A 19,708-nucleotide genomic window follows, 5' to 3' on the forward strand; every position below is an offset into this window, starting at 1 on the left:
TGTTAATGTGCGGCGCTGAGGGCGATAAAAAAGGAGCCGAAGCTCCTTTTTTACTGTCGCCCGTCAGGCCAGTCGACCATGACACTGCTTGTATTTCTTACCTGAGCCGCACGGGCAGGGGTCGTTACGTCCGACTTTACGCTCACCGGCCTGTGCCGCCAGCGAGGCCGCTGCCGCCGTTTCATCATCGACGTGGCTTAACTGCTGCTGCTGCGCCAGACGCTCGGCTTCTTCGCGACGCTGTTGCTCCATCGCCTCGACCTCTTCCGGCATACGCACCTGAACCTTGCTCAGGGTGCTGACCACTTCATACTTCAGCGATTCCAGCATGGCCGCGAACATAGCGAAAGATTCACGCTTGTACTCCTGCTTTGGATCTTTCTGCGCGTAGCCACGCAGATGGATACCCTGACGCAGATAGTCCATCGCCGCCAGATGCTCTTTCCACAGTGAATCCAGCGTCTGCAACATCACGCCTTTTTCGAAGTTACGCATCATCTCAACGCCGACAACCTCTTCTTTGCTGGCGTAGCTTTCACGCGCGTGCGTCATAATGCGCTCACGCAGCGTCTCTTCGTGCAGATCCGGCTCTTTATCCAGCCACTCGGCGATCGGCAGGTCGAGATCGAAGTCGTTGCGCAGACGCTCTTCCAGCCCCGGCACGTCCCACATCTCTTCCAGCGACTGCGGCGGGATATAGCTGTCGATAGTGGTTTTAAACACGTCATCGCGAATGCTGTTGATGGTTTCGCTAACGTCAGAGACGTCGAGCAGCTCGTTACGCTGGCTGTAGATAGCGCGACGCTGATCGTTCGCGACATCGTCATACTCCAGCAGCTGCTTACGAATATCGAAGTTGCGGCTTTCTACTTTGCGCTGCGCATTGGCGATCGCTTTGGTGACCCAGGGATGCTCAATCGCCTCGCCCGGCTTCATGCCCAGCTTGCGCATCATATTAGAGACGCGATCCGAGGCGAAAATACGCATCAGCGCATCTTCCATAGACAGATAGAAGCGTGAAGAACCCGCGTCGCCCTGACGACCGGCACGGCCGCGCAGCTGGTTATCGATACGACGGGATTCGTGGCGTTCGGTACCAATGATATGCAGACCGCCTGAAGCCAGTACCGCATCATGACGCTGCTGCCAGGCCGCTTTGATCGCTTCGATCTGCGCGTCGGTGGGTTCAGCCAGTTCAGCGACTTCGGCATGCCAGCTGCCGCCCAGCATAATGTCGGTACCACGACCCGCCATGTTGGTGGCGATGGTGACCGCGCCTGGCTGACCGGCCTGCGCTACGATGTCCGCCTCGCGGGCATGGAATTTAGCGTTCAGTACGTTGTGCTTAATGCCCGCGCGCGTCAGCTCATTAGAGACCACTTCCGATTTTTCAATGGAGATGGTACCCACCAGCACCGGCTGGCCATTTGCGGTGCGCTCGCGAATATCTTCGATGATCGCGTCGATCTTCTCTTTCTCGGTCATATAGACCAGATCGGGCAGATCCTTACGCACCATTGGACGGTTGGTCGGCACAACAATGGTATCGAGTTTATAGATCGAGCTAAATTCAAAGGCTTCCGTGTCCGCCGTACCAGTCATACCGGCCAGCTTGTCGTAAAGGCGGAAGTAGTTCTGGAAGGTAATAGACGCCAGCGTCTGGTTCTCGTTCTGGATCTCTACGCCTTCTTTCGCTTCGATGGCCTGATGCAGACCATCGGACCAGCGACGACCCTGCATGGTACGGCCAGTATGCTCGTCGACGATAACCACTTCGCCATCTTTTACGATGTAATCCACGTCGCGCGTAAACAGCGCATGGGCGCGCAGCGCGGCGGTAACGTGGTGCATCAGCATAATGTTAGTCGGCGAATAGAGCGATTCGCCCTCTTCCATAATCTTCTGGCTGACCAGCAGCTCTTCAACCTTCACCAGGCCGCGCTCGGTCATGTGCACCTGACGCGCCTTTTCGTCAACCCAGAAGTCGCCTTCGCCCTGGAAACTGTCGGAATCTTCTTTTTCCTGACGCACCAGGCCTGGAATGATTTTGTTGACCTTGATATACATTTCAGAGCTGTCTTCCGCCGGACCGGAGATGATCAGCGGCGTACGCGCTTCATCGATCAGGATGGAGTCCACCTCATCCACCAGCGCGTAGTTCAGCTTGCGCTGCACGCGCTCTTCCGGGCTGAACGCCATGTTGTCGCGCAGGTAGTCAAAACCGTATTCGTTGTTGGTGCCGTAGGTGATGTCAGCCGCGTAGGCTTCACGTTTGGCCACAGACGGCATGCCCGGCAGGTTAATGCCCACGCTCAGGCCAAGAAACTCAAACAGCGGACGGTTGTTTTCCGCATCGCGCTGGGCCAGATAGTCGTTGACGGTGACCACGTGAACGCCTTTGCCGCTCAGCGCATTCAGATAAGCAGGCAGCGTCGCGGTCAGGGTTTTACCTTCACCGGTACGCATCTCGGCGATGCAGCGATCGTTGAGCACCATGCCGCCGATCAGCTGTACGTCAAAGTGGCGCATGCCGAAAACGCGCTTACTCGCTTCGCGAACCGTTGCGAAGGCTTCAGGGATCAGGCTTTCCAGCGACTCGCCCTTTTTCAGGCGTTCGCGAAATTCGTCGGTTTTTGCTTTCAGCTCACTATCTGACAGCTTTTCAAAATCCGGCTCCATCTTGTTGATGACGTCTACCGCTTTGCGCATACGGCGCAGAGTACGATCGTTGCTGCTGCCAAAAACTTTCGTTAACAGTTTGATTAACATATTAAAAACATCTCAATTCAGCCGCCTGACGCGGTCTGCGATAAAAATTAAAGGTTCAGAAAAGTGTTTCAGACAAGCAGCGTAGACGGTCCGGCGCGAATTGCATGGGTTTTGCTGCGCCAGTCAGCCAGTGAAGTGGAAGGCGCGAGCGCCTCGTGCGGCGCATCCGCCTGTTGCAGCGGCTGGCGCAAAGAAGTATGCGTGGTCAGTAACGCCTGAAGCGAATCGATTAGCGCCAGCTTGTGGGCCGCCAGCGGCAGCGTATCCGGCGTTTCCGCCTGAGGCGCTAAGGTAAAAGAGAGATGGCGGATAACGGTGCGAATGGCATGCTGATGCCAGTAATCCACCGTAAAGCTGGGACGCCGTACCGACTCTTGCAGACGGATCAGGTGATCGAAACGCGCGCCATTGCCAACAAAGAGACTGCTGGAAGGCGATTCGGAAGAGGCGTTGAGTTCGGCGCCCTGCGCGCAGACAGGCAAGCCAAGACTGGCCGCCACCATCCCCAACAGGAGATGAGGCCAGAAATAGCGTCTGCCTAATTGTCGCCAGCGTAGAAAAAGTCCGATCACAACTGTTCCATTGCGAATCTGTTATCGCGTCGTTGTTGAGGGTTTACCGCCCGTACCCGACGGCGGCACTCCATTTTAATAAGCGCCTGATAGTATCATTAATGTGGGGCAACCACATCAGAGTTTAAAGTCGTTCTGGAAGAAAACACACCTGACTGAACAGCGTTTCAGCAACGTTGCATCAGGCTCTGCGAGCCGCCTTCACACGCGTTGCGGCTGTGTTTCAGGCAATAAAAAACGGCTGGCGCCGCTGACCGGAGAGGGGTGTCAGCATTGCCAGCCGTTTAGACGTTCTGGGGTAGTTAAGCCAGAACCAGATTCGGTGCCTTGAACGCCAGCGGCAGTTCAGCTTCGTCTTCGAAGGTTGCCCATTCCCACGCTTCCTGCTTAGCCAGCACGGCCTGAAGCAGTTTATTGTTCAGTGCGTGACCTGATTTATACGCGGTAAACGCGCCGATAATATTGTGGCCACACATAAACAGATCGCCGATCGCGTCGAGCATTTTGTGACGAACAAATTCGTCTTCAAAACGCAGGCCTTCTTCGTTCAGTACGCGGAAATCGTCGAGACCGATAGCGCAATCCAGACTACCGCCCAGGCACAGGCCTTTGGATTGCAGGTACTCGATTTCACGCATAAAGCCAAAAGTACGGGCGCGACTGATCTGACGAACAAAAGCGTCGGCAGAGAAGTTCAGCTGATAACGCTGTGAGCTGGAATCGATCGCCGGATGTTTAAAGTCGATGGTGAAATCCAGAGAGAAACCGTTGTAGGGTTTGATCTCGGCCCACTTGTCGCCATCTTCCACACGGACGGTCTGTTTCACACGCACAAATTTCTTCGCGCTGTTCAGCTGCTCAATACCCGCATCCATCAGCAGATAGATAAAGGGAGCGGCGCTACCATCCATAATTGGAATTTCCGGCGCATCCACTTCAACAATAATGTTGTCGATGCCCAACCCAGCCAGCGCGGCGTTTAAGTGTTCAACCGTCGAAATACGCACGCCTTCATCATTCACCAGGCAGGTACTCAGCATGGTGTCGCGCACGTATTTTGCATCAGCCGGGAAATCAACCGGTGGATTCAAGTCAGTGCGACGATAGATGACCCCGGTGTTAGCCGGCGCAGGGCGCAGTGTCAGTGTGACTTTCTTGCCGGTATGCAAACCGACACCCGTCGCCTGAACAATACGTTTTAATGTCCTTTGTTTGATCATCGTATTATCTCGCAATATTACCCATCCGACCGCTAGTATACTTTACCAGCGGGCGAACACTTTAGCACAAAGAGCGGAGATTCCCAATTCTCAGGTTATTCCTAGTCGGCCTGCTTACGCAAAAACGCTGGAATATCAAGATAGTCAGGCTCTTTGTTAGACTGCGCGCTCTGGTCATTAACCACTTTAGCAGCCGGTTTTTGCTCCTGCGGCAGCGGCGACATGCCGTGCTGCTGATAGCGATGATCCATCACAGGCTGACTGGCTGGCTTGTTGGTCACCAGCGTAATTTCCGGACGCTTATCCATACCGATACCGGTCGCGACCACGGTCACGCGCAGTTCGTCGTTCATCTCTGGATCCAGCGAAGTACCGATCACCACGGTCGCGTTGTCAGAGGCGAAGGCGCGGATGGTGTTACCCACGGTTTCAAACTCATCCAGACGCAGGTCGAAGCCCGCCGTGATGTTGACCAGCACGCCGCGCGCGCCAGACAGGTCGATGTCTTCCAGCAGCGGGCTGGAAATCGCCATTTCGGCCGCTTCTTCAGCGCGATCTTCGCCGCAGGCGACGCCTGAGCCCATCATGGCGTAGCCCATTTCGGACATTACGGTGCGCACGTCAGCAAAGTCGACGTTCATCAGACCAGGACGGGTGATCAGCTCAGCGATACCCTGTACCGCCCCTTTCAGCACGTCGTTCGCCGCGCCAAAGGCGTCGAGCAGAGAGATGCCGCGTCCCAGCACTTTCAGCAATTTGTCGTTCGGGATAGTGATCAGCGAGTCCACATGCTTCGACAGCTCGGCGATGCCCTGCTCGGCAAAAGCCATACGCTTTTTACCTTCGAAGTTAAATGGCTTGGTGACCACCGCAACGGTCAGAATGCCCAGGTCTTTGGCCACTTCCGCCACTACCGGCGCAGCGCCGGTACCGGTACCGCCGCCCATACCGGCAGCGATAAACACCATGTCCGCTCCCTCCAGCGCAGAACGCAGTGCTTCGCGATCTTCTTCCGCAGAGGTACGACCAACTTCCGGATTCGCCCCTGCGCCCAGACCTTTAGTAATATTGGTACCGATCTGGATCGTCTGGCCAACCGCTGTTTTACGCAACGCCTGGGCGTCGGTGTTCACAGCGAAGAATTCCACACCTTCGATACGCTCGCGTACCATGTGCTCTACGGCGTTGCCACCGCCCCCGCCGACGCCGATGACTTTAATCACCGCGTCATTGGTTAATTCCATCGGTTCAAACATGATTTCTCTCCGTTATGTGCCTGTCGCCTGGAGACCATAAACAGTGCCGGCATGGTCTCCTTTCTAAAATCAAAATTCTTTCTTTAACCAGCTATTGATGCGCTTGAACCAGTTGCCCACCGATGCACGTTTTTCGGTTTCTGCATCGCCGTTCATATGGGACTCTTTGCCGTAATGCAGCAGTCCCACTGCGGTTGAGTAATAAGGTTCCTGCGCGTAATCCGTCAATCCTGTGATATTGAGCGGTTGCCCAATGCGCACCTGCGTATGAAATACGCGTTGCGCGCAGGCAGCCAGCCCTTCAATCTGCGCCGCGCCTCCGGTCAGCACGATACCCGCCGCCAGATGATGCTTAACGCCCTGCTGACGCAGTTGTTCCTGTAGTTGCAGAATCTCATCGTTAACCAGATTCAGCAATTCGGTGTATCGCGGCTCGATCACTTCCGCCAGCGTCTGTCGCTGTAAACTGCGCGGCGGACGTCCGCCAACGCTGGGAACTTCGACATTTTCGTCTTTGCCGACGATCGAACCGAGCGCGCAGCCGTGGCGCACCTTAATCGCTTCCGCATCGGTCGGAGGCGTGCCGAAGGCGTAGGCGATGTCGCTGGTCACCACATTCCCTGCATAGGGAATCACTTTGGTGTGACGCAGCGCACCGCCGGTGTAGACAGCGATGTCCATTGTACCGCCACCGACGTCAACAACACAGACGCCGAGTTCACGTTCGTCTTCAGTTAATACGGCGAAACTGGACGCCAGTCCGGCAAAAATCAATTGGTCAACTTTCAGGCCACATCGTTCAACGGCTTTGACAATATTTTTTGCCATGTCGTTGTGACAGGTGATCAGGTGCACTTTTGCCTGCATGCGCACGCCCGACAGACCAACCGGATTTTTAATGCCTTCCTGATAATCGATAGCATATTCCTGAGGAATAACATGCAGGATGCGGTGCTCATCGCGCACGCGCACTGACTTTGCAGTGTGTACGACGTTTTCCACATCATCCTGAGTCACTTCCTCTTCGGAAATCGGAACCATCCCGATTTCGTTCTGGCAGCTGATATGTTTGCCCGACAGCGCCAGATAGACGGATGAGATCTGGCAATCCGCCATCAGCTCGGCCTGATCGATAGCGCGCTGTACGCATTTCACCACCGATTCAAGATCGTTTACGCCGCCTTTATCCATACCGCGAGACGGGCAGCTGCCCACCCCGATAATGTTGACCATACCATCGGGCAGAATTTCCCCAACCAGGGCGGCAACCTTCGCGGTGCCAATTTCGAGTCCAACTACCAGTTTTCTGTCCGTTGCCTTGATCATTGTTTAGCCTGTGCCTGGTTTTGTTGCTGATTACTGTCCTGAAGCTCTACCGGCTCCGGCGTCCAGCCTACCGCCGCGCCAGAGTCGTATCGCAAATCAACGTAGCTGATACGGTTATGCTCGGCCTGCCCCTGCTGCTGCAACGCCGGGTAAAGCTCAATAAATCGGTTCAGACGCTTCATCGGCTCGCCGCGCCCCAACTCGATGCGAATATCGTCGCTGGTCACCAGCTGCCACGAACGCCGTGCCGTCATCGACGCCACCTTCAGGGTAAACTTGTTCGCTTTCAGCACGTCGCTCATGCTGTGGTACCCCGCCAGCACCTCTTTCTCGCTGCCTTCCGGCCCGTAGAGCATCGGCATCGCCTCTTTGCCGATATGGCTGGCAGGCAGGCTGAACGACACGCCGTCGGCGTCGACCATATGCACATCGTTCCAGCGCGCCACCGGCACATACTCCACCAGATGAATTTTCAGCTCGTCCGGCCACTGTTTGCGCACGCTGACCTGTTTAATCCAGGGCAAACGCTCAATCTGCTGCTGGATGATATTCACGTCCTGCGACATAAAGGTCCCCGGCGCCCCCAGCGACAGAATCGCCTGACGAATATCATCGTGCGTGGTGTAGTGGGTCTCGCCCGTCACCACCAGTCGCGAAAGCGGCAGCCGTGATGCGTCGTTCATCCACTTCAGCACCACCAGCCCGCCAAAAATCATAATGCCAATGACCATCAGCAAAAAAACGATGCCGAAAAGTCTGGCCCCGTTGCTGCGCCCCGTGCGCACACGCTCCTGGGGCTCGCGGTTCCGTGCGTTCAGTGCCGCCTGTGACATATCAGTCAGCCAGTTCCAGAATACGCGCCACCAGCTGCGAGAAAGAGATTCCCGCCTCTCTGGCCGCCATCGGCACCAGGCTATGACTGGTCATGCCCGGCGAGGTATTCACTTCCAGCAGCTGGAAGTTGCCTTCGCTGTCGGTCATCACGTCGACGCGGCCCCAGCCGCTACAGCCCAGCGCGCGCCAGGCATCCAGCACCAGCGTTTGTAGCTCCGCCTCTTTTTCCGCGCTCAATCCTGCCGGGCAGAAGTATTGAGTATCGTCAGAAATGTATTTTGCTTCATAGTCATAAAACTCGCTGGCGGTCTGAATGCGTATTGACGGCAAAATGCGATCGCCGACGATGCCGACCGTGTACTCGCCGCCGCTGAGAAAGGCCTCGACCAGCACGTCGCCGTCGTGACGAAACGCCTCTTCCAGCGCAGCGGGCAAATCATCTGGCGTATTAACCCGGCTGATGCCCACGCTTGATCCTTCGCTGCTGGGCTTCACAAACAGCGGCAGGCCCAGCGCGGCAATAGCGTCACGCGTTGCCGCATCCAGGCCCGCCTGATACTGCTGACGCGTCAGCCAGACAAAACGTCCCGTCGGCAGCCCGCGCCCCTGCCACAGCAGTTTGGTGCGCAGCTTATCCATGGTGATAGCCGACGCCATCACGCCGCTGCCGGTATAGGGCAGCTGCAAAAACTCCAGCATCGCCTGTAGCGTGCCGTCTTCGCCGCCGCGTCCGTGCAGCGCGATAAAGGCAGAGGTAAAGCCCTGCTCTTTCAGCGTCAGCACCGACACGTCGCGCGTATCAATCGCGTGCGCATCTACGCCCGCTTCGCGCAGGCCCGCCAGCACGGCCTTGCCTGACATCAGCGAAACGTCGCGCTCCGCTGAGGTTCCGCCCATCAGAACAGCAACTTTATCCGTCATGACGCGCCTCCGCTTTACGCTCCGGCTGCAATTTGCACTCCGCCAGCTTGCGCGCCACCTTGCCGACGTTACCGGCCCCCTGCACCAGAATCAGATCGTTGCCCGACAGCAGCGGCGCCAGCATCTCCGGCAGCGCGTCATGCTCCGGCACCAGCACGGGATCCACCTTGCCGCGACCGCGAATAGAGCGGCAGAGCGCGCGGCTGTCTGCGCCGGGGATCGGCGCTTCGCCGGCGGAATAGACATCCAGCATCAGCAGCACGTCGACCTGCGACAGCACGTTGGCAAAGTCATCAAACAGATCGCGGGTGCGCGTATAGCGGTGCGGCTGAAACACCATAACCAGGCGCTTATCAGGCCAGCCCGCGCGAGCGGCTTTGATAGTGGCGTCGACTTCGGTCGGATGGTGGCCGTAGTCATCTACCAGCATCGCTTTGCCCGGCTGGCCGTTAACCGGCTCCGTGGGGAACTCGCCCAGCACGTCGAACCGGCGTCCGGTTCCCTGGAAGCTCTCCAGCGCGGCGAGGATGGCGTTGTCGTCGATGCCCTCTTCGCTTGCCACCGCCACGGCCGCCGCCGCGTTCAGCGCATTGTGGCGACCCGGCGCGTTAAGCGTTACCTGCAAACGCGGTTTGTCATGACGCGCCAGCGTAAAGTGTCCCTGCGCGCCGCGCTGCTCATAGTGTTCGATACGCACGTCAGCATCTTCGCTGAAGCCATAAGTGGTGATATGACGGCCAACGCGCGGAATTAAATCGCGGATCACGGCATCGTCAATGCACATAACGGCGCGGCCATAAAACGGCAGGTTGTGCAGAAAATTAATAAAGGTCTGCTTCAGGTTCTCGAAATCGCCCTGATAGGTGTCCATGTGGTCGGCTTCGATATTGGTTACCACCGCCACCATAGGCTGTAGATGCAGGAAAGAGGCGTCGCTCTCGTCCGCTTCGGCAATCAAATAGCGGCTGCTGCCCAGACGCGCATGCGTGCCTGCGGCCTTCACCAGTCCGCCGTTGACGAAAGTGGGATCCAGCCCGCCTTCGGCATAAATGCTCGACACCATCGCGGTGGTCGTGGTTTTCCCGTGCGTGCCGGCAATGGCGATGCCGTGGCGGAAACGCATCAGCTCCGCCAGCATCTCAGCGCGACGGATCACCGGAATGCGCTGTTCGCGTGCCGCGACCAGTTCAGGATTGTCCTGCGCCACCGCGCTGGAGACCACAACAACGCTGGCGTCGGTAACGTTTTCCGGACGATGGTTAAAATAGATGGTCGCACCCAACCCCGTCAGATGCTGCGTCACCGCATTCGGCGCCAGATCGGAGCCGCTGATGTGATAACCCTCGTTCGCCAACACTTCGGCAATACCGCCCATGCCGGCACCGCCGATGCCGACAAAGTGAATGTGCCGGACGCGACGCATCTCGGGCACAATGGAGCGCAGTTTTGCCAGTTGTTGTGTATTCATTCTTTTCAGTTACCTGTCATCTTAATCCGTGCCTGTTCGGCACAGGCCAGCCATGCTGGCCCGATTGTTCACTTTGCGGTGCGCGCCACTTCCAGCGCGACCCGTTCGGTCGCATCCGGAATCGCCACCTGGCGAGCCTGTGCCGCCATGCGCATCAGCGCAGGACGATCCCAGCGGCGCAGCGTTTCCGCCACGGCATCCGCAGTAAACTGCGGCTGCTCTAAAATTTTGGCCGCGCCCGCTTTTTCCAGCGGCAGCGCATTCCAGTACTGCTGACGATCTTTATGCTGAAAAGGCACGAAGATCGCCGGTAAGCCTGCGGCGGCCACTTCGCTGACGGTAAGCGCGCCGGAGCGGCACACCACTACATCGGCCCAGGCGTAGGCGGCGGCCATATCGTCGATAAATTCCGTGACCTTGTGCTGCGGCTGCCCCGCCTGCTGATAGGCCCGCATGACTTCCTGCTGCGCGCCTTTGCCGGTCTGATGCCACAGCGTAATGCTGTCGCCCAGCGCGGCGGCGACCTGCGGCAGCGTCTGGTTAAGCACGCGCGCGCCCTGGCTTCCGCCTACCACCAGCACGCGGATCGGACCGCTGCGATTCGCCAGCCGCTGCTCCGGCAGCGGCAGCGCCAGCACATCGGTGCGCACGGGATTGCCCACCACATCAGCATGGGGAAAAGCGCCGGGAAACGCCTGCATCACCTTGCTGGCGATCTTCGCCAGCCATTTATTGGTCAGTCCGGCGATGCCGTTCTGCTCATGCAGCACCACCGGGATGCCGCAGCTCCATGCCGCCAGCCCGCCAGGGCCAGAGACGTAGCCGCCCATGCCCAGCACCACATCCGGCTTCCACGCCCGCATAATGGCGCGCGCCTGTCGCCAGGCGTTAAAAATACGCATCGGCGCCAGCAGCAACGCCTTAACGCCTTTGCCGCGCAGGCCGCTGATGCGGATAAAGTCGATCTCAATGCCGTGCTTTGGCACCAGATCCGCTTCCATACGATCGGCGGTGCCGAGCCAGCGAACCTGCCATCCCTGCTCCATCAGATGATGGGCGACGGCCAGACCGGGGAAGACATGTCCGCCCGTTCCGCCCGCCATCACCATCAAACGCTTCCCACTCATCGCGCACCTCGGGTAAACGCCTGCGCTTTGGTCAGGCGCGTTTCATAATCAATACGCAGCAAAAATACGATGGCGGTCGACATAATCAGCAGACTGGATCCCCCGTAGCTGATCAGCGGCAGCGTCAGGCCTTTGGTCGGCAGCATACCTGCCGCGGCCCCGACGTTTACCAGCGCCTGAAAGCTGAACCACACGCCGATCGAACAGGCGAGGAAGCCGGAAAAACGCTGGTCAATCTCCAGCGCGCGGCGGCCAATCGACATCGCACGAAAAGCTACGAAGAATACCATCAACAACGCCAAAACCACACCGATATAACCCAGCTCTTCGCCGATGATGGAGAAGATAAAGTCGGTGTGCGCTTCCGGCAGATATTCCAGTTTCTGTACCGAGTTGCCTAACCCCTGGCCCCAGAACTCGCCCCGGCCGAACGCCATCAGCGACTGAGTCAGCTGATAGCCGCTGCCGAAGGGATCCTCCCAGGGATTCCAGAAGGAGGTCACGCGGCGCATACGATAAGGTTCAGCGATGATCAGCAGCACCACGGCAAAGATGCCGGAGCCGATAATGGCCAGAAACTGCCACAGCTTCGCGCCGGCCAGGAACAGCATGGCCAGCGTGGTAACGAACAGCACCACCACCGTACCGAGGTCCGGCTGCGCCAGCAGCAGCACCGCCAGGATCACCATCACGCCCATGGGTTTGCAGAAACCCCAGAAGTTATTGCGCACCTCTTCGACTTTGCGCACCAGATAGCTGGCGAGGTAGCAGAACAGAGAGAGCTTCGACAGCTCCGCCGGCTGAATACGCAGCGGGCCGAGGGCAATCCAGCGTGACGCGCCGTTTACTGAGCTGCCGACCACCAGCACGATGAGCAGCATCACAATCGAGGCCAGCAGCATCGCATTGCTGTAGCGCTGCCAGAAATCCATCGGCACGCGCAGGGTCACCAGCGCGATGCCCAGGCCCAGCGCGATATAAAAGGCGTCACGCTTGGCGAAATAAAACGGATCGTCGTTCAGGCGCTGTCCAACCGGCATCGAGGCCGAGGTCACCATCACAAAACCCACAATCGCCAGACCAAAGGTCAGCCATAACAGCGTGCGGTCATAGAGCACCAGCGCGGAGTCATCGCTTTCGCGCGCGCCCATTACCCAGTCTTTCAGACGGCTGGCGATAAAAACGGAGAGGCTGACGACAAGGCCAGCGCCAGGAATACGCATCAGCCTAACTCCTTCGCCAGCTGCGCAAAGCGGTCGCCGCGCTGTTCAAAGTTACGGAACTGATCGAGGCTGGCGCAGGCAGGCGACAGCAGCACCATATCGCCCGGCTGAACCTGCGGCGCAATCAGCGCCATCGCCTGTTCCATCGTCTCGGTGCGTACCGCATTGTCCGGGCGCAGCGCAGCCAGCGCATCGCCATCGCGACCGAAGCAGTAAAGGCGAACCTTTTCATTCTGCACGTAGCGCGCCAGCGGTGAAAAGTCGGCGGATTTGCCGTCGCCGCCCAGCAGCAGCCACAGCGTGCCTTTTACCTGCAAACCATTCAGCGCCGCTTCGGTGCTGCCGACGTTGGTAGCTTTGGAATCGTTGATCCAGCGCACGCCGCGAGACTCGTGCGCCAGCTGGAAGCGATGCGCCAGGCCGCTGAAAGCGGTAAGCGCCGCCAGGCTTGACGCGCGCGGCAGTCCTACGGCATCCGCCAGCGCCAGCGCCGCCAGCGCATTGGTGTAGTTATGCTGGCCGACCAGCTTCATTTCATCCGTGTTCAGCACTTTCTCGCCCTTCACGCGCAGCCAGGTGGCGCCCTGCTGGCGATTCAGATGGTAGTCGCCGACGTCGATACCAAAGCTGACGCAGCGCGCGTCGACGCCGCGCACCGGCATGGTCATCGCGTCGTCGGCGTTAACCACGCGGACCTGCGCATTTTCATAAATACGCAGCTTGGCGGCGCGATACTGCTGCATGCCAAGCGGGTAGCGATCCATATGATCTTCGGTAACGTTAAGAATGGTGGCTGCCGCGGCCTTCAGGCTCCAGGTGGTTTCCAGCTGAAAGCTGGACAGCTCCAGCACGTAGAGCTGCGCAGGCGATTTCAGCAGCGTCAGCGCGGGCAGGCCGATATTGCCCCCGACGCCGACCTGCCATCCTGCGGCCTGCGCCATTTCGCCCACCAGCGTGGTCACGGTGCTTTTGCCGTTCGAGCCGGTGATCGCCACGATCGGCGCCTGCGCTTCACGGCAGAACAGCTCGATGTCGCCGACGATTTCAATCCCCGCCTCTGCCGCTTCGCTTAATGCCGGGTGCGCCAGGGCCATGCCCGGACTGGCGACAATCAGATCGGCCGCCAGCAGCCAGTCGCTGTTTAAGCCGCCGGTGTAGCGTTCGACCTGCTCAGGGAGCTTATCGAGGCCCGGCGGCGAGACACGGGTGTCCATCACGCGCGGCGTGACGCCTTGCGCTAAAAAGAAATCAACACAGGAAAGCCCGGTCAGGCCTAACCCAATAATGACAACTTTTCTGCCCCGATAGTCAGCCATGATTAACGTACCTTCAGCGTGGCCAGGCCAATCAGCACCAGCATCAACGAGATAATCCAGAAGCGCACAATCACGCGCGGTTCCGGCCAGCCTTTCAGTTCATAGTGATGATGGATAGGCGCCATGCGAAAAATACGCTGGCCGCGCAGTTTGAACGATCCCACCTGAAGAATGACCGACAGCGTCTCGACGACAAACACGCCGCCCATAATCACCAGCAAAAACTCCTGGCGCAGCAGGACGGCCAGCGTACCCAGCGCGCCGCCCAGCGCCAGCGATCCGACGTCGCCCATAAAGACCTGCGCCGGATAGGTGTTAAACCACAGGAACCCCAGCCCTGCCCCGACAATAGCGGTACAGACAATTACCAGCTCGCCCGCGTGGCGCAGATAGGGAATATGCAGATACTCCGCGAACTTCACGTTACCCGTCGCCCAGGCGACCAGCGCAAAGCCAGCGGCCACAAAGACGGTCGGCATAATGGCCAGACCGTCCAGGCCGTCGGTAAGATTTACCGCATTGCCGGTGCCGACGATGACAAAGTAGGCCAGCACGACATAGAACAGGCCGAGCTGCGGCATAATGTCCTTAAAGAAAGGCACCACCAGCTGCGTCGCAGGCGTTTCATTACCGGCGGCATAGAGCGCAAAAGCCACGCCCAGCGAAATCACCGACATCCAGAAGTATTTCCAGCGCGCGATCAACCCTTTGGTATCTTTACGCACTACCTTGCGGTAGTCGTCAACAAAACCGATGATGCCGAAGCCAACCAGCACCACCAGCACGCACCAGACGTAAGGGTTAGACGGATAAGCCCACATCAGCACCGATACGGTAATAGAGGTAAGGATCATGATCCCGCCCATGGTCGGCGTGCCGCGCTTGCTGAAGTGCGACTCCGGACCGTCGTTGCGCACCACCTGACCGATTTGCAGTTTTTGCAGCCAGGCGATCAGGCGCGGTCCCATCCACAGTGAAATAAATAACGCGGTCAGCAGGCTGACAATGGCGCGAAACGTCAGATATGAAAAGACGTTAAAGCCGGAATAAAAAGCGACCAGATGCTCGGCCAGCCAGACTAACATGTGCCCATCTCCTGTAAGTTCTGCACGACCTGCTCCATGGCGGCGCTGCGAGAACCTTTTATCAAAACGGTTAATTCCCGATGTTCGGACAACAGCGTCCGTAAACGTTCAGTCAGTGCGGTTTTGTTGTCGAAATGTTCGCCAACCCCGCTGCTTTCACTAATGTGCGCGCTTAACGCTCCTACGCTCAGGACGCGATCGACGCCTGCGGCCCTGGCCGCGAGTCCAACTTCACGGTGACACTGCTCAGCCTCATCACCCAGTTCCGCCATATCGCCCACCACCATCACGCGATAGCCGGGCATTTCGCCCAGTACCTGCGCGGCGGCCGTCATCGACCCCACGTTGGCGTTATAGCTGTCATCCAGCAGCAACTGCTGTTCGGCAAGGCGAATGGGGAACAAACGCCCTGGTACGGCCTGCAACTTTTTCAGACCATTCTGGATCGCGCTGAGCGGCGCATCGACCGACAGCGCCAGCGCGGCTGCGGCCAGCGCGTTAGCGATGTTATGGCGGCCAGGCAGCGGCAGCGTGACGGCGATGTCGCCCTGCGGCGTCTGCATAGTGAAGTGCGTTCCGTCTACGCCCATGCGGACGTCACGCGCGGTGAAGTCGCTCTCTGCGGCCTGAGGTGAAAAGCGCCAGACGCGTTTGCCGTGCAGGTTCGCCTGCCAGTGCGGCCAGTCATTGCTGTCGGCATTGAGGATGGCGGTGCCGTTGGCCGGCAGCCCGTAAAAAATCTCGCCTTTGGCCTTCGCCACGCCTGCCAGCGAGCCGAAACCTTCCAGATGCGCCGCCGCCAGGTTATTAACCAGCGCGCTCTCTGGCCGCGTCAGCTCGGTGGTATAGGCGATCTCGCCCTGATGATTGGCGCCGAGTTCGATCACCGCGTACTGATGCTGCGGCGTCAGGCGCAGCAGCGTCATGGGCACGCCGAAATCGTTATTCAGGTTGCCGGCGGTGTAGAGCGTTTCGCCACATTCGCGCAGGATGGCCGCCGTCATCTCTTTTACCGACGTTTTGCCAGAGGAACCGGTCAGCGCCACGACGCGCGCTTTCGACTGCTGGCGCACCCATGCGGCCAGCTTGCCGAAGGCGATACGGGTGTCGGCGACCACCACCTGGGGTACAGAGACGTGTAAATACTTACTCACTAACAGCGCCTGCGCGCCGCTGGCAATCGCGTCAGCAGCAAAATCATGGGCGTCAAACCGCTCGCCCACCAGCGCGACAAACAGGCTGCCCTGCGTCACTTTGCGCGTATCGGTGGTGACGTCGTTAAACGTCAAATCGCCGCCGTGAAGCGCGCCGCCGCTGATGTCGGCCAGAGTTTTCAGGGAAACCGGGATCATGCCGTCACTCCTAATAACGCGGCAACCGTGGCGCGGTCAGAGTAGTCCAGACGACGATTTCCCACGATTTGATAATCTTCATGACCTTTGCCTGCCACCAGAACGATGTCGTCTGGCTGCGCCTGCAAAACAGCGTTAGTGACCGCTTGCGCACGTCCGGCCATCACGCGCGCGCGATGCGGCTCAAGCAGACCGGTCAGAATGTCGTTGACGATAGCCTGCGGATCTTCGCTGCGCGGGTTGTCATCGGTGATAACCACTACGTCGGCGAACTGTTCGGCAATTGCGCCCATTAATGGGCGCTTGCCTTTATCGCGATCGCCGCCGCAGCCAAACACGCACCACAGCTTGCCTTTACAGTGCAGGCGCGCGGCCTCCAGCGCTTTTTCCAGCGCGTCCGGCGTATGCGCGTAATCCACGACCACGGTCGGCTTGCCCTGCGCGCTGAAGACTTCCATGCGACCGCATACCGGCTGAAGCTGCGGGGCCGTCTGCAACAGATCGGCCAGGGGATAACCCAGCGACAGCAGCGTGGCGAAGGCCAGCAGCAGATTGCTGACGTTAAACGCCCCCATCAGACGGCTGTTTATTTCGCCGTCGCCCCAGCTGGAGCTAAAGCGGATATGCGCGCCATTGTCGCGGTAAGCGACCTCATCGGCCTTGACCCATCGGCCATGGCAGCCAGGCTGCAAGTTGCCCGCCATCGTTACGGCCACGGCATCGGGCAGCGTCGCCAGCCAGCGGCGGCCAACGTCGTCATCGGCGTTCAGGATCATGGCGCCGACCTGATGCTCGGTAAACAGTCGTTTTTTAGCCGATTCGTAGGCCTGCATATCACCGTGATAGTCGAGGTGATCGCGGCTCAGATTGGTAAAGACCGCCGCCGCGAACGGCAGCGCCGCGACGCGATGCTGCACCAGCCCGTGTGAAGAGACTTCCATGGCGGTCAGCGTGGCGCCCTGTTGCGCCAGCTCCTGCAACAGGTGCTGAACCTCAACGGCCGATCCCGTGGTGTTCTCGCTGGCCGTCAGCTGTCCGAGCAGGCCGTTGCCTACCGTTCCCATCACCGCGCCGGTTTCACCCAGCAGCTGCGCCCACTGCGCCAGCAGCTGGGTCGTGGTGGTTTTGCCGTTGGTGCCGGTCACGCCGATCAGCTTCTGCTTTTCGCCGGGCTGGCCGTAAAAGCGCCCCGCCAGCGCGGAGAGGCGCTGCTGTAGCTGCGCCAGATAAACCACCGGCACGCCATGCGCTTCCCGAATATCGCCATCGCGGGCTTCGCCCTCGGCTTCCGCGATCACCGCGGCAACCCCCTGAGCGATAGCCTGCGGAATAAACCGCCGTCCGTCGGCATGGTGGCCGGCAACGGCCACAAACAGATCGCCGGATGCCGCCTTGCGGCTGTCCAGTGTCATGTCACCCAGGGGACGCGCCGGCGCGCCTGGCACCCACGGGTCCAGCAAGTCGCGCAGGTTACGATCTGTCACTTTTTTCCTCACTTCTGTTAGTCACCAGCTCGTTTTTGTCATTGGTCGGCAACGCATCCGGCTCAATGTTCATGGTGCGAAGCACGCCGCCCATGATGGCACCGAACACCGGCGCGGAAACCGCACCACCGTAATATTTACCGGCCTGGGGATCGTTGATCACCACCACCAGCGCAAAACGAGGATGACTGGCAGGCGCGACGCCTGCGGTATAAGCAATATATTTATTGACGTAGCGACCATCCGGGCCGACTTTTTTCGCCGTACCGGTTTTAATCGCGATGCGATAGCCTTTAATGGCCGCTTTCACACCGCCCCCGCCCGGCAGCGCCACGCTTTCCATCATATGAACCACGGTTTTAACCAGCGATTCCGGGAACACGCGTTCGCCCGCCACGGGGGGATCGACTTTGGTAATCGACAGCGGCCGGTAAATGCCGTAGCTGCCGATGGTTGCGTAGACTCGCGCTAACTGTAACGGCGTTACCATTAGCCCGTAGCCGAAAGAGAAGGTGGCCCTCTCTATGTCAGACCACCGTTGTTTTTGAGGGTATAAGCCACTACTTTCCCCGACCAGCCCCAAATTGGTCGGTTTACCCAGTCCAAAGCGCGCGTAAGTTTCTACCAGCGCTGAGGAGGGCATCGCTAACGCCAGTCGTGAAACCCCGACGTTACTCGACTTCTGTAAAACCCCGGTAAGGGTCAGTTCGTTGTAGCGCGCCACGTCTTTAATCTCGTGGCCGTTAACGCGATAAGGCACGGTATTCAGCACGCTGTTTTCACGCACCACGCCGCGCTGAAGCGCCGTCATAACCACCATCGGCTTCACAGTGGAACCCGGCTCGAAAATGTCGGTGATGGCGCGGTTGCGCATCAGCTCTTTGGGCGTGTTGCTGAGATTGTTGGGGTTGTAGGCCGGGCTGTTGGCCATTGCCAGCACTTCGCCGGTACTGACGTCCACCAGGACGGCCGTGCCGGACTCGGCCTTGTTGAACGCCACCGCGTTATTGAGTTCGCGGTAAACCAGCGCCTGTAAACGCTCATCAATGCTCAGCGTGAGGTTATGGGCGGCGCGGCTGTCTACGGATGAGATGTCTTCAATCACGCGGCCGTAGCGGTCTTTACGCACCGTACGCTCGCCCGGCGCGCCGGTCAGCCATTTATCGAAGCTCTTTTCGATGCCCTCGATGCCCTGGCCGTCAATATTGGTAAAGCCGATCAGATGAGAAGTCACCTGACCGGCCGGATAGTAGCGGCGCGACTCTTCGCGCAGATGAATGCCTGGCAGCTTGAGTTTTTTGATGTAGTCGCTGATAGCGGGACTCACCTGACGCGCCAGATAGATAAAACGCCCTTTAGGGTTGGCGTTGACGCGCGTCGCCAGCTGATCGAGAGGAATCGAGAGCGCGTCGGCGAGCGCCTTCCAGCGACTGTCGAGCGTCACGCCGCCCGCATCATGCAGCTCTTTCGGATCGGCCCAGATGGCATTAACCGGCACGCTGACCGCCAGCGGACGCCCGGCGCGATCGCTGATCATGCCGCGCGCGGTCGGAATCGCCTGGACGCGTAAAGAGCGCAAGTCGCCCTCTTTAACCAGCTTGTCCGGGCTAATCACCTGGAGCCAGGCGACACGCGACAGCAGACCGCCCAGCGCCAGTAAAATACAGCCGCACAGCAACGCAAAACGCCAGCTTACAAAGCTGGCCTTGTCTTCCTGTTTTCTCGACTTCAGCGTTTTGCTTGCGCCGCTCATTG

At 58.9% G+C, this 19,708-nt stretch carries 15 protein-coding genes; all 15 read right to left on the reverse strand.

The features are described from left to right. Positions 1-63: 63 nt before the first annotated feature. Complete coding sequence (secA, locus tag BBB56_RS00485) at positions 64-2,769, reverse strand: preprotein translocase subunit SecA (protein WP_123797989.1); 2,706 nt, start codon at positions 2,767-2,769, stop codon at positions 64-66. Between the two features lie 68 nt (positions 2,770-2,837). Beyond that, on the reverse strand, positions 2,838-3,341 hold the full coding sequence (gene secM / locus BBB56_RS00490; protein WP_199756177.1) for a secA translation cis-regulator SecM: 504 nt from the start codon (positions 3,339-3,341) through the stop codon (positions 2,838-2,840). Positions 3,342-3,643: 302 nt separating this feature from the next. Then, on the reverse strand, positions 3,644-4,561 hold the full coding sequence (gene lpxC / locus BBB56_RS00495; RefSeq protein ID WP_123797991.1) for a UDP-3-O-acyl-N-acetylglucosamine deacetylase: 918 nt from the start codon (positions 4,559-4,561) through the stop codon (positions 3,644-3,646). A 101-nt stretch (positions 4,562-4,662) separates the two neighbouring features. Continuing rightward, entirely contained in the window at positions 4,663-5,817 is a 1,155-nt protein-coding gene (gene ftsZ, locus BBB56_RS00500; protein WP_120455726.1) for a cell division protein FtsZ, read from the reverse strand. A gap of 69 nt (positions 5,818-5,886) precedes the next feature. Further along, complete coding sequence (gene ftsA / locus BBB56_RS00505) at positions 5,887-7,143, reverse strand: cell division protein FtsA (RefSeq protein ID WP_033749492.1); 1,257 nt, start codon at positions 7,141-7,143, stop codon at positions 5,887-5,889. Next, positions 7,140-7,976: a cell division protein FtsQ gene (ftsQ, locus tag BBB56_RS00510; RefSeq protein WP_123797992.1), complete on the reverse strand. Its 837-nt coding sequence runs from the start codon at positions 7,974-7,976 to the stop codon at positions 7,140-7,142. Before ftsQ ends, ftsA begins: the two co-directional genes overlap by 4 nt. A gap of 1 nt (position 7,977) precedes the next feature. Next, positions 7,978-8,898 carry a D-alanine--D-alanine ligase gene (locus tag BBB56_RS00515; RefSeq protein ID WP_123797993.1) on the reverse strand — a complete coding sequence of 307 codons (921 nt, stop codon included), beginning with the start codon at positions 8,896-8,898 and terminating at the stop codon, positions 7,978-7,980. Then, a complete protein-coding gene (murC, locus tag BBB56_RS00520; protein WP_123797994.1) occupies positions 8,888-10,366 on the reverse strand; it encodes a UDP-N-acetylmuramate--L-alanine ligase in 1,479 nt (492 codons plus the stop codon). The genes BBB56_RS00515 and murC overlap by 11 nt, the downstream gene beginning before the upstream one ends. Before the next feature lie 68 nt (positions 10,367-10,434). Further along, entirely contained in the window at positions 10,435-11,493 is a 1,059-nt protein-coding gene (murG, locus tag BBB56_RS00525) for an undecaprenyldiphospho-muramoylpentapeptide beta-N-acetylglucosaminyltransferase (protein WP_123797995.1), read from the reverse strand. Beyond that, positions 11,490-12,716, reverse strand: a complete 1,227-nt coding sequence (gene ftsW, locus BBB56_RS00530) for a cell division protein FtsW (RefSeq protein ID WP_123797996.1) — start codon at positions 12,714-12,716, stop codon at positions 11,490-11,492. Before ftsW ends, murG begins: the two co-directional genes overlap by 4 nt. Further along, positions 12,716-14,032 carry a UDP-N-acetylmuramoyl-L-alanine--D-glutamate ligase gene (gene murD / locus BBB56_RS00535; protein ID WP_123797997.1) on the reverse strand — a complete coding sequence of 439 codons (1,317 nt, stop codon included), beginning with the start codon at positions 14,030-14,032 and terminating at the stop codon, positions 12,716-12,718. The genes ftsW and murD overlap by 1 nt, the downstream gene beginning before the upstream one ends. A 2-nt stretch (positions 14,033-14,034) precedes the next feature. Beyond that, a complete protein-coding gene (gene mraY / locus BBB56_RS00540; RefSeq protein ID WP_123797998.1) occupies positions 14,035-15,117 on the reverse strand; it encodes a phospho-N-acetylmuramoyl-pentapeptide-transferase in 1,083 nt (360 codons plus the stop codon). Further along, a complete protein-coding gene (gene murF / locus BBB56_RS00545) occupies positions 15,111-16,469 on the reverse strand; it encodes a UDP-N-acetylmuramoyl-tripeptide--D-alanyl-D-alanine ligase (protein ID WP_123797999.1) in 1,359 nt (452 codons plus the stop codon). Before murF ends, mraY begins: the two co-directional genes overlap by 7 nt. Beyond that, positions 16,466-17,953 carry a UDP-N-acetylmuramoyl-L-alanyl-D-glutamate--2,6-diaminopimelate ligase gene (gene murE / locus BBB56_RS00550; protein ID WP_123798000.1) on the reverse strand — a complete coding sequence of 496 codons (1,488 nt, stop codon included), beginning with the start codon at positions 17,951-17,953 and terminating at the stop codon, positions 16,466-16,468. The genes murF and murE overlap by 4 nt, the downstream gene beginning before the upstream one ends. Further along, entirely contained in the window at positions 17,940-19,706 is a 1,767-nt protein-coding gene (ftsI, locus tag BBB56_RS00555; protein WP_123798001.1) for a peptidoglycan DD-transpeptidase PBP3, read from the reverse strand. Before ftsI ends, murE begins: the two co-directional genes overlap by 14 nt. Between the last annotated feature and the right edge of the window lie 2 nt (positions 19,707-19,708).

The sequence above is a fragment of the Candidatus Pantoea deserta genome (assembly GCF_003813865.1).
Lineage (GTDB): Bacteria > Pseudomonadota > Gammaproteobacteria > Enterobacterales > Enterobacteriaceae > Pantoea > Pantoea deserta.